This is a genomic window from Terriglobia bacterium (genome assembly GCA_020073185.1).
Classification (GTDB): Bacteria; Acidobacteriota; Terriglobia; order Terriglobales; family Acidobacteriaceae; genus JAIQGF01.
In genome coordinates, this window is record JAIQFT010000054.1 from 18,566 (window position 1) to 29,720 (window position 11,155).

The 11,155-nt window shown below is 62.4% G+C and carries 8 protein-coding genes; 4 read left to right on the plus strand and 4 right to left on the minus strand.

Annotation, left to right across the window (positions count from 1 at the left end; genetic code table 11):
• Positions 1 to 97 precede the first annotated feature (97 nt).
• Positions 98 to 3,535, minus strand: coding sequence for a PDZ domain-containing protein (locus LAN64_16405; GenBank protein MBZ5569418.1), 3,438 nt, complete (start codon positions 3,533 to 3,535; stop codon positions 98 to 100).
• Positions 3,536 to 3,671: 136 nt separating this feature from the next.
• Positions 3,672 to 4,802: an aspartate--ammonia ligase gene (locus LAN64_16410; GenBank protein MBZ5569419.1), complete on the minus strand. Its 1,131-nt coding sequence runs from the start codon at positions 4,800 to 4,802 to the stop codon at positions 3,672 to 3,674.
• Between the two features lie 371 nt (positions 4,803 to 5,173).
• Between LAN64_16410 and LAN64_16415 the strand changes: the two genes are divergently transcribed.
• Positions 5,174 to 5,533 carry a PilZ domain-containing protein gene (locus LAN64_16415; protein ID MBZ5569420.1) on the plus strand — a complete coding sequence of 120 codons (360 nt, stop codon included), beginning with the start codon at positions 5,174 to 5,176 and terminating at the stop codon, positions 5,531 to 5,533.
• 9 nt (positions 5,534 to 5,542) lie between these two features.
• Here LAN64_16415 and LAN64_16420 read toward each other — a convergent pair whose 3' ends face one another.
• Positions 5,543 to 5,950: a hypothetical protein gene (locus LAN64_16420; protein ID MBZ5569421.1), complete on the minus strand. Its 408-nt coding sequence runs from the start codon at positions 5,948 to 5,950 to the stop codon at positions 5,543 to 5,545.
• Between the two features lie 137 nt (positions 5,951 to 6,087).
• Positions 6,088 to 7,740, minus strand: a complete 1,653-nt coding sequence (locus tag LAN64_16425; GenBank protein ID MBZ5569422.1) for a hypothetical protein — start codon at positions 7,738 to 7,740, stop codon at positions 6,088 to 6,090.
• A 181-nt stretch (positions 7,741 to 7,921) separates the two neighbouring features.
• Here LAN64_16425 and argR point away from each other — a divergent pair, with 181 nt between their 5' ends.
• The 3 genes from argR to LAN64_16440 all read left to right on the plus strand — a co-directional run bounded on the left by argR (position 7,922) and on the right by LAN64_16440 (position 10,745).
• A complete protein-coding gene (gene argR / locus LAN64_16430) occupies positions 7,922 to 8,371 on the plus strand; it encodes an arginine repressor (GenBank protein ID MBZ5569423.1) in 450 nt (149 codons plus the stop codon).
• Between the two features lie 39 nt (positions 8,372 to 8,410).
• Positions 8,411 to 9,430, plus strand: coding sequence for an ornithine carbamoyltransferase (argF, locus tag LAN64_16435; protein ID MBZ5569424.1), 1,020 nt, complete (start codon positions 8,411 to 8,413; stop codon positions 9,428 to 9,430).
• Between the two features lie 61 nt (positions 9,431 to 9,491).
• A complete protein-coding gene (locus LAN64_16440; protein ID MBZ5569425.1) occupies positions 9,492 to 10,745 on the plus strand; it encodes an argininosuccinate synthase in 1,254 nt (417 codons plus the stop codon).
• The last annotated feature ends 410 nt before the right edge of the window (positions 10,746 to 11,155 follow it).

Genomic DNA, 11,155 nt, shown 5'->3' on the forward strand with positions numbered 1-11,155 from the left:
TCAGGGCCGAGTTGATGCGGGTGCAAACACATTTCCGGAAGGAAAGTTGTCCCTGCGCGCTTCGACCCGGCCCAAAGCTGTCATCCGGAAACCTGGATTAGTGTCCGCCGCCGGTCGCCTTCCCCTTGGTCTGGTGATAGTTGGGGAACGGCTGATGTTCCACCGACTTCCGCGGCTCTTTCTTGAGCTGCGCGAGCACCAAGTCTACTGCTTTTTCCAATTGCGGATCGCGTCCCTGTCGCCAGGCCGCCGGATCGAACGGTACCTCGTAGTCGGGCGGCACGCCGACGTTTTCCACGTCCCACTCTCCCTTCGGGTTGTAGAACGCCACGCGCGGCGCCGTCACCGCCCCGCCGTCCATCAGTTGCGGGTAATCGTAAATCCCGACCAGCCCGCCCCAGGTGCGCGTGCCCACCAGCGGCCCGATCTTCTCATGGCGGAAGTACCACGGCAGCGCGTCGCCGCCGGAGCCGGCGTACATGTTGGTCACCATCACCTTGGGCCCGAAGATCGAACCCACCGGCGTGGTGAACGGGTGTCCCTCGCGCGTCATGAAGTAGTTCATCAGCGGCTTGCGCAGTACGTCGATAATGTAATCCGCCGCCTGCCCGCCGCGGTTGAAGCGCTCGTCCAGCACCGCGCCCAGCTTGTCAATCTGCGCGTAGAAGTAGCGGTTGAAGTAGGTGTAGCCGCCCACCGCCGTGTCCGGCAAATAGACGTACGCTACGCGCCCGGCGCTCAACTGCTCCACCGTGCGCCGGTTGCCGTCAATCCACTCGCGATTGCGCAGGTTGGTTTCGTTATCGATCGGAACCACGGTGACCGCGCGCGCGCCCTTGCCGCTCGGATCGCTGCCCACCTTCATGACCACCGACTTCCCCGCGGTCGCTTGGAAGAAGCTGAAGACGTTGTCCGAGCCTTTCAGCTCGCGTCCGGCAACCTCCAGCAGGTACTCACCCTGCTTCACGTTCACGCCCGGCCCGGTGAGCGGAGCGCGCAACTCGGGATTCCAATTCTCGCCCTGATAGATTTTCGCGAATCGGTAGCGCCCATTTTCGATTTTGTAATCGACGCCCAGCAGTCCCGTCTTCGGTTGCGTGGAATGCGGTGGCTGCGGCGGGCGCACGTTCATGTGCCCGACCGACATCTCGCCGAGCATGTCGGTGAAGACGTAGTCCAGGTCGGCGCGGCAGGCGGCCGCCTCGATATACGGCGCGTAGCGCTTCTCGGCCTCGCGCCAGTTCACTCCGTGCAGATTGGGGTCGTAGAAGAAGTCGCGCTCGATGCGCCACACTTCGCGATACTCCTGCTTCCACTCGGCGCGCGGATCCGAAAGCACCTGCATGTCGTCGAGCTTCAGCGCCATGCCGCTGATCCGCGGCGCCGCCTCGGCCGCCGGCGATGGCCCCTCGCCGGGCTTGCTGGGCGGAGGCACGCTGGCGATATGCCATTTGGCGTTCTCGCCTGCGCCCTGACGGTACAGCATTTTCTTGCCGTCGAACGACAGCGCAAAAGCGGAAATGCCCTCGAGCAGCTTGTGGGTCCGGCGCGGCTCCAGCTCGAAGCGGTACAGCGTTTGCGAGATGCCGCCTGGACCAAACGTCGGCATCACCGGCGCTTCCGTCAGATAAACCGTACCACTCGCCCCGGTGTGCAGCCCGGTGTAATTGCGCGCCGGGATGGGCAGCGCCAGGATTCGCTGGTCAATATTTTCGAAATCGATCTTCACACTGACCGGCTGCTTCTTCTCCGGCTTCTTGTCGGCTGTCTTCTCATCCGTCGAGCCCTTCTCTTCACTGCCCGAACCCTGCAGTTGCCCCACTCTCATGCCGCCCGGGTTTGGCGACATAGGGTGGGGATCTTCCTGCAGTGCAGCTTTCTCTTCCGGCTTCGCTTCCTGCGCCGCTTTCTCCTCATCGCTTTGTGGCGCGATTGGCGACGGCAGATCCTTTCTCAGCACGACCACATACACGCTGCGCGTCACCGGACGGGCAAAACTGGAAAGATCCAGCCAGCCGTTGGTCGGCCCGACGTTGGTGCTGGCCGTGAAGTACAGATATTTGCCGTCGCGGTCGAACGCGGCGTAGCGCGCGTCGCTCATCCCGTCGGTGATCTGCTCCGGCTTCCCCGACTCCAGCGAGAACACGAACACCGCCCGCATGTGGCTCGCCAGCGTCTTGGTATACGCGATCCAGCGGCTGTCGGGCGACCACGCCGGATCCAGCGTGTGGAACGGCGCCTCGTAGTAATTGGTGTCCAGCTTCACCGGCGTGCCCTTCGCCAAGTCCACGTACCAGACGTTGAGCCGCTTGTCGGTGTACGCAATCTTGTTGCTGTCGGGCGACCACTGCGGCCGGTAGAAAAACGACGGCACTTCACCCAGCCCGATCTTCTTCAATTGCGTGCCGTCCTGCGAGCGCAGGTGCAGCGCGTACTCGCCGTTCTCGTCGGAGAAGTAGGCGATCCACTTGCCATCGGGCGACCAGGCCGGGTCGCGCTCCGCCGTGTTGGTCGTATTCGTCAGGTTGCGGATATCGCCCTTGTCGGCGGGAACGGTCAGGATTTCGCCATGCGCTTCAAACACCGCGCGCACGCCGGTGGGCGAAAGAGCGTAGTGGGAAACTCTGTCACCGACCTTCACGTAATGCGGCCGCAGGTCGGGCAGGTCGCCGGCAACCTCGACGTTGATCGCCGCGGATTTCCCGCTGCGCAGGTCGAGCTTGTGCAGCGAGCCGAGCTGCTCGTACACGATCTCGCCCGGTCCGGCCGAGGCGTGCTTGATGTCCGAGGTCACGGGCAGCAACTGGTCCACCTTCTTGCTGCGCGTGTCGTACACGAACATGGTGATAGGACCGTTGCGATCGGAAAGGAAGTAGATCTTGTCGCCGATCCAGAGAGGATTGAAGTCGTTGGAATTCTTGTCGCGCGGAATTTCGGTCACGCTGGAATCCGCCAGCTTGGCAATCCAGATGCGCGCGGTGCGCCCGCCGCGGTAGTTTTTCCATGCCCGCCCCGGTTGCCAGTTCCACACCGGAACGTACGCGAGTTGCTGGCCGTCGGGCGAAAACGATCCCATAACCCCTTCCGGCAGCGGAAGCTCGTGCGGGAGCCCGCCGTCGAGCGAGACGGTGAACAGTTGCGTGAATCCCGCGTAGCTGTTGCGCGAGGAGCTAAACAGAACCTGCTTGCCGTCGGGCGTCCAGCCGACTACGCCATCCAATGCGGGATGGAAGGTCAGGCGCTTGGGCTCGCCGCCGGTCGCCGGCATGACGTACACGTCGGCATTGCCGTCATAAGTGCCGGTGAAGGCAACCCATTTACCGTCCGGCGAAAAGGCCGCGTCGCTTTTCGAGCCCGGCCCGGTGGTCAGCGGATGCGCCGCTCCACCCTCGCCGGGCGCGCTCCACAGATCGTCGCCGTAACTGAACACCAGTTGCGAGGCGCTCACCGCCGGCTGGTGCAGCAACAGCGGCTTTTGCGCCTGGACCACAATCGCGAATGTCAGAATGAATGCGAAGCAGAGCCATTTCCTCATAACACACTTCTCCTCTATTATCTTGTCGTGCGGGAAGCCTGAAGTATACGCGAGACTCTGGAAATGCAGTGGCAAGTGGCCGTGGTCAGCGGCCGCGCCCCCTTCACTAGCCACTAGCCACTGACCACCTCTTTGACTACTCCAGCACGAAGATGTTCTTCCTCGCGCACATGTCTTTCAGGATCTTGGGCCACACGGTGACGCTGACCTCGCCCAAATGGGCCTTGCGGAGCAGGGTCATCAGGGTGCGCGCCTGCCCGATGCCGCCGCCGATGGACAGCGGAATCTCGTTCCTGATGATGGCCTGGTGATAGGGGAATTTCAGGAACTCGGTCAGCTTCGACATCTCAAGCTGCCGCTTCAGCGTCTCCGCGTTGACGCGGATACCCATCGACGTCAGTTCATGGCGCCGTTTGGTGACGTAGTTCCACACCAGGATGTCGCCGTTCAGACCGTGCGTGTTCTTGCCCGTTTCATGACGCGTGTCGGTGATCCAGTCGTCGTAATCGGCGGCGCGGTTCTCGTGCGGCAAACCGTCGGCGAGCGGCCACCCGATACCGATAATGAAGACCGCCGGGTACTTCTGCAGCACCTGCGTCTCGCGCTGTTTGCGCGGCAGGTCCGGGAACATGTCCAGGATTTCTTCCGCGTGCAGGAAGGTCAGCTTCTCCGGCAGGTTGGGATAACGCGGGTCCTTCAGCTTGGGGAACATCTCCTGCACGAATTTTTCCGCGCCCACCAGCACCTTCCAAATGCAATTCACCACTTCTTTCAGAAAATTGAGGTTGCGCTGCTCCGGCCGGATCACGCGCTCCCAGTCCCACTGGTCGACGTAGCAAGAGTGGTCGTGGTCGAGGAAGTAGTCCTTGCGCACGGCGCGCATGTCGGTGCAGAGGCCTTCGCCAACCTTGCACTCGAACTGCCGCAGGGCCATGCGTTTCCATTTCGTCGCCGCCTGCACCACCTGCGCGTCCACCGGGTGCTTGCCGAAATCGTTCGAGATGTGGAACTGGATGGGCGTGCGCGATCCGTCGCGGTCCAGCAGGTCGTTGACACCGCTCTCCACGTCCACGATCAGCGGCACCGTGACCATCATCAGGCTGAGTTCCTTGCAGAGGTGCTCCTCGATGTAGTTCTTGGCGGCGAAAATCGCCTTCTGCGTCTCGCGTGCCGTCAGCAGCGAGCGGTAATCGTTGGGCAGGATCTTTTCCAGCTCGGTGTAATCGCCAATGCCCGGTCCGGCCAGATCGGCCTTCTTGACCTCCAGTGTTGCCATGCGTGCCTCTCCTGTGCGCGTGGATTTGAAAGATATTAACCCTGCAGTTTCCCCCCGCCATGGGCCGGCCGGCTGTGCCCAACATCACGCTAGCTTGTGCGGAAGCTAAAAGGGGGAACCGGTAGCCAGTGGCCCGTGGCGGTCACCCACCCTTGTCTGGCCCGCATATGACGAGAAAGGTTGGGGATTCTCTTTCCTGAAGCCTGGGGCTTGGAGCCCGACGCCTGCTTCGTTTCCTGAAGCCTGGGGCCTGGAGCCCGAAGCCTGCTTCAGCGCTGCCCGGCGGCTGGCACCGCTGGTATTACGACCTCAGTAATCTGCCCCAGAAGCGCGAAGCACCCTACCCTTGAGAAATGATGCATATGGCAGCAAACTCCCCTGGTCCCTTCGAAGTGCTACGCCGCTGGAAGCGCCACCAGATTCGCGTACCCGTGCGCCTGGTAGTGCACCGTGGGGACCTCACTACGCGCGTGAACGGACGCGGCACCGAACTCAACGAAGGTGGCATGTGCGTTTTTGCCGGCGTGGAACTCAACAACGGCGACCAGGTCGAGTTGGAATTCACAACTCCGTACTCGGCGGAGCCTTTGCGTGTCTGGGCCAACGTGCGCAACCGCTACGGTTATTACTATGGCCTGGAATTCCTCACCGAAAATGCCGGCGAGCGCGACCAGGTCGAGCGCTTCCGCGATGTCCTGCGCAGCGCCACCGGCAACGCGTAAGCCGTCCCATCAATTCGACCACAGCGGCTTGCCCGAGGTGTCGCGCAGCGTGAACACCTCGTCCCGGCGAACGATTTCGCGCGCGATCATGCCCTCCCTGCCCTGGTAGCGGATTTTGGCTCCCGTCACCTGCAGGCGCTCTCCGGTCCGGATGGCGAAATTTTGCTCGCGCAGGAAGCGCGACAGCGCCACGTGCACCAGCATCGTTCCGCGGTCGGTCTTCAGCACCAGGTGGGTGCCGCGGTCTTCGGTCACCGGGCAGTAAAATTCCTGTACCTCCTGCACCGTGCCGGTGGCCGTGATTTCGTTGCTGGCGCTATAGCGCAGCGAATCGGGTTCTTTCCAGGAAGTAACTGCGGTCAGCAGGACAATCAACACCACCGCGACCGCGCCGACGATAATTTTCAGGTTCCTCATGTCCGTCCTCCCAGGTGCGGAGACACGCGAGGCTTTCCTGCACACTCCCCACGCTAGCGCCGCGCGGGCCGCGCCACAAGCGTTCTTGTCACCATCGAATGTGCGGTTGGCCCACAGTGGAACAAGGTTGCGGCACCTTAGTTTGCCGCTGCCGCAGCTTTCGGCCGGTTTTTCTGCATCGCCGCCGCCAATACCTTCACCAGTTCCGCCGCCGTATACGGACTCCAGCCGTGGCCCTGCATCGGCCGCCCGTAGTCAAACGATCCCGCGTAGTACGGATCCTTGGTGTTCTTCAGGAAATTCTCCAAGCGGTAGACCGCCAGGTTCAGGTAGTAGTTGTCCATGTCACCGCAAAACAGGTGGAGCTTGCCCACAAGCTTGGGCCCGATCTTTCGCCAGTTTTGCTCCAGGTGATACGTGAGGTCGTAGCCGCGATCGCGCATGTAGAGCGCGACCTCGCGGTCGATTTTGCCCGTAAGCTTGTCCCACAACGGCCGCGGATAGCCGTCGGCGCCCACCGGCCCGTATGCCGCCTCCCATTCCTCGTATTGCTGGCCGCTGCGCCCGTGGCTGCCGAGCACCTCCTCCAGCAGACTCATCTGCCGCGTGGTGACCAGTACCTGGCCTTCGGCGCTGCGCATCATCGGGCGCTCCAGCGGAACATATTCCCCGCCCGCGACAAACGCGTTCTCGTCCTGGTAAATGTCCAGTAGTTGATAGCGATGGAAGTCAATCGGATCGGGAAAGAACGTCCAGGCGCCGCCGAAAAAATCGGGGTGAAGCACTTGCAGCGCCAGCGACTCCCACCCGCCCGTCGATCCGCCCGTCAGCAATCGCGCCCATGGTTGGCGGATGATGCGGAAGTGCGTTTCCACGTACGGGATCAGCTCCTGCATGATGGCGTCGCCGTAGGGCCCCTGGTTCGACGAATTCACCGCGTACGAGTCGTCAAAAAACGGCGTCGGATGCAGAAACGTCACCAGGATCAGCCGCGGAAATGTTTCCGACAGCCACGCTGTGGTGAATTCGCGCGCTTCCTTGCCTGACGGCCAGCCGCCCTCCTCGCCGCTCTCATCCTGAAAGCCCAACGGCGCACGTAGCGTGAAGTGGTCCTGGATGTACACCACCGGATAGCGCTGGTTCGGATGCTCGTCGTATCCCTTGGGCAGCAGCACGGTTGCGCCGATGTACATCGGGTGTCCCCAGAACTGGCTCACCAGCTTGCTGGCAAACTTCACCCGCTTGACGTACTTGGTGTCCGGCGGAACCTGGATCGGCGAAATCACCCTGCTCGCTTCCAGCTTGATGTCGTACCCCGCCGACGAGTCCAGCCGCACCTGCTGCACCTCGCTGTACAAATTTCCTGGCGATCGGTTGAACTGCTGCCCTTCCCACTGGTCCATGTGCGCCCAGATGATATGGCGGTCGGCACGGTGGAATTCGGTGTAGACATTGATCACTGCCTGCACGTAGTACTCGCCCGCCGGCAACTCCTTCAGGCTTTGCAGCGGAAAGCCGAGCGTCGATCCATCCATCACCGCCGCCTGGCCAGGCGGAAGCTGGCTGACGTCGGCGCCATAGATCGGTGTCTGCTGGAACCAGTCGCCCGCCTGCAGTCGCGGCTCGGACCCTTGATGCTGCGAGAGGATCACAAACACGCGCCCGGTAATCGGTCCGGCGTGCGCCGTGGCGGGAAAGGAGATTTCGAATCGCGGGCCGGAGGTTTGAGCCAGAACGCTCAGGCTGAACAACAGAAAAAACAGCGGCAGGACACGGCGACGCAGTCTCATCCCTCGACCTCCGAAGCATCGGGAAAGCCTAACCCGTGACGCGCAGGGTTGTACAACCCGGGCCGAGCTGGGTGGGCGACCAGGTTGGCTGCCGGGACCGGGCCCGGCAAGCCGCGCCAAGACTGTTTTGGGTTGACAGGGCCGGGGCCGGAACGCATAATTATTCAGTTCGTGCATAAAAATGCGTTCGACCCCAAAAGCCCTGCGCCACCACCGCATCCTCGAACTGGTATCCCGGGAGCCCATGGTGACGCAGGATGACATGGTGCGGCGCCTTACGCAGCAGGGGCTCAAGGTCACGCAGGCCACGCTGTCGCGCGACATCAAGGAGCTGGGGCTGGTGAAAACACCCGAAGGCTATGCCGCCTCGGGCACGTTGACGGAAGCCGCGCCCACCCCGTCGCTGTCGCACCTGCTGCGCGAGTTCGTGGTGGATGTCCGCCAGGCGCAGAACCTGCTGGTGGTGAAGACCACCGCGGGCAGCGCGCAGCCGGTCGCCGCCGCGGTGGACGCGGCAAGCTGGCCCGAGTTGGTGGGCACCATCGCCGGTGACGACACCATTCTGGTGATCAGCTCCAGCAGCAAGAGCTGCCGCCAGCTTGGCAAGCGCATTCGGGAACGAATGTCGTAATCGGCCCTCGCACGCTCAATTTCAGGTAAGGAGTCAAGCATGGCCACCGCGCACCCGGCATTAGCAGCGAAGGCGCCGCGCTCCGCCCCCGCAATCTTCCAGCAGAGCGATCTGCTTGGCATCCAGCACCTTTCGCCGTACGAGGTGCATGAGATTTTTGCGCTCACCAAGTCCATCAAGGCAAAACCGGCTGCATTCGGCACGGCGCTGAAGGGCAAGCAGTACGTGATGATGTTTGAAAAGCCCTCGCTGCGCACCCGCATCACCTTCGAGGCCGGCATCAACACCCTGGGAGGGCAGGCGCTGTTCATGGAGTGCCCGGGCGGCATCGAGTCGCGAGAGAAAGCCGCCGACGTGGCGCGCAACCTGGAACGCTGGGTGCAGGGCATCATCCTGCGCACCTTCAAGCACTCGACCGTCACCGAGATGGCGGCCAACGCCGGCGTGCCGGTCATCAACGCGCTGACCGACCGCGAGCATCCCTGCCAGGCGCTCGCCGACTTCTTTACCCTCCAGGAAAAATTCGACGACTTGCCGAAGCTGAAGGTCGCTTTCGTCGGCGACGGCAACAACGTCGCTCACTCGCTGATGCTGACCGCCGCCAACCTCGGCAGCCATTTCTCGCTTGCCGTGCCCCAGGGCTACGAGCCGGTGAAGGACATTGTGCAAGCGGCCAAGCAAGTCGCGGCGCAGACCGGGGCCGTCATCGAGATCGGCAACGATCCCCAGGCCGCCGTGGCCGGCGCCGATGCCATCTACACCGATGTGTGGGCGAGCATGGGCCAGGAGAGCGAGGCCGGCAAGCGCGACAACATCTTCCGCCCGTTCCAGGTGAACGCGGCGCTGATGTCGCTGGCCGCGCCGCACGCCGTGTTTATGCACTGCCTGCCGGCGCATCGCGGTTGCGAAGTCACCGACGAGGTGCTGGACTCGCCGCAGTCGGTGGTTTACGACCAAGCCGAAAACCGCCTCCACGTGCAGAACGCCATCATGGTTCTGCTTGCCGGCGCCCGCAAAGGCGCGAAGTCGGCCTCGGCGATACAGGCCGGCAGAGCGTAATCGGTACTTGGTACTCGGTACTCACTGAAACTGAAACTCGAAAACTGAAAACTGGTGTTCCATGCCTGACAAAGTCGCCCTTGCATACTCCGGTGGTCTCGATACCTCCATCATCATCCCGTGGCTGAGGGAGACCTACGGCTGCGAAGTCATCGCCATGGTCGCCGACGTCGGCCAGGGCGACGACATTGCCGCGGTCATCGCCAAAGCGAAAGCAACCGGCGCCAGCAAGGTTTACGTCGAGGATCTGCGCCGGGAATTCCTCACCGATTACGTCTTCCCTACCCTGCGCGCCGGCGCCGTCTACGAGCACAGCTACCTGCTGGGAACCTCGATGGCCCGCCCGGTTATCGCCCAGCGCCAGGTGGAGGTCGCGCTCGCCGAGGGCGCGGGCTACGTAGCGCACGGCTGCACTGGCAAAGGCAACGACCAGGTCCGCTTCGAGCACGCCTACCAGGCGCTGGCGCCGTCGCTCAAGGTGATCGCGCCATGGCGCGAGTGGAAACTGAATTCCCGCGAGGACTGCCTCGACTACGCCGAAGCGCGCGGCATTCCCGTCGAAGCCAGCCGGGCGAAAATCTATTCGCGCGACCGCAATCTCTGGCACCTCAGCCACGAGGGTGGCGAGTTGGAAGATCCCAGCAACCCGCCCAACGACGACATGTGGCAGCTTACCCTCTCGCCGCAGCAGGCGCCCGATCGTCCGGAAGAAGTCAAAATCACTTTCGAGCAAGGCACGCCCGTCGCGGTGAACGGCAAATCGATGAACCCGGTTTCGCTGGTGGAAGAGCTGAACTTCATCGGAGGCCGCAACTCCATCGGCCGCGTCGACTTGGTGGAGAACCGCTTCGTCGGCATCAAGTCGCGCGGCTGCTATGAAACCCCGGGCGGCACCTTGCTGGTGACCGCGCACCGCGAACTGGAGTCGCTCTGCCTCGACCGCGAGGTCATGCACTTCAAGCAGCACGTCGCGCTCAAGTATGCCGAGATGGTTTACTTCGGCCTGTGGTTCACGCCGCTGCGCGAGGCTTTGGACGCATTCATCACCTCGACGCAACAGACCGTCAGCGGTTCGATCACGCTCAAGCTTTACAAGGGCAACATCACGGTCGCCGGGCGCGAGTCGGAATATTCGCTTTATCAGACCGGGCTGGCCGCCTTCACGATGGACGGCTACAACCCGAAAGATGCGGAGGGATTCATCCGCATTCTCGGCCTGCCCGCGCGCGTGCAGGCGCCGCTGCGGTTCAAGAAGGAGGCAACCGAGCGCGAGCGCGGCCGGGAATTCCTCAAGGCCACGACCGCCGCGGATTAGGCGCAAGAAAATTAAGAATTAAGAAGTCAGAGGCCAGAACTAGAATCCTTGTTCTGACTTGGCTTTGTTGAAATCCTCGCAGGAAGCAAGTTTCACTTCGTGCCGTCCCTACGGGACTCGGTGTATTTCAAAAGCAGCTTTCCCGGCACTTACGTGCCGGGCTAGGTTCGGTCGCCCCTGCGGGGCTCAGGCCACGCAGTCCGTAGGGATGGAGCAGTTCGAACGAAAAGGATGTCAACAAAGCCTTCTGATTCTTAATTCTGACTTCTTAATTCTTAAGAGGGGTATCCACTTGACTCAGGTGACCCCAACAGGTAGTGTGCTGGGCCATGCTGCAGGTCGTGGAGGATTATCCCAGGACGCTGGCGGAACTGGAAGCGCGGTTCAGCAGCGAGCAGGCCTGCCGGGAG

Coding starts and splice junctions, on each gene's coding strand:
- LAN64_16405 (MBZ5569418.1), bottom strand. CDS start 3,535: ATGAGGAAATGGCTCTGCTTCGCATTCATTCTGACATTCGCGATTGTG.
- LAN64_16415 (MBZ5569420.1), top strand. CDS start 5,174: ATGGCAGCAAACTCCCCTGGTCCCTTCGAAGTGCTACGCCGCTGGAAG.
- LAN64_16420 (MBZ5569421.1), bottom strand. CDS start 5,950: ATGAGGAACCTGAAAATTATCGTCGGCGCGGTCGCGGTGGTGTTGATT.
- LAN64_16425 (MBZ5569422.1), bottom strand. CDS start 7,740: ATGAGACTGCGTCGCCGTGTCCTGCCGCTGTTTTTTCTGTTGTTCAGC.
- argR (MBZ5569423.1), top strand. CDS start 7,922: ATGCGTTCGACCCCAAAAGCCCTGCGCCACCACCGCATCCTCGAACTG.
- argF (MBZ5569424.1), top strand. CDS start 8,411: ATGGCCACCGCGCACCCGGCATTAGCAGCGAAGGCGCCGCGCTCCGCC.
- LAN64_16440 (MBZ5569425.1), top strand. CDS start 9,492: ATGCCTGACAAAGTCGCCCTTGCATACTCCGGTGGTCTCGATACCTCC.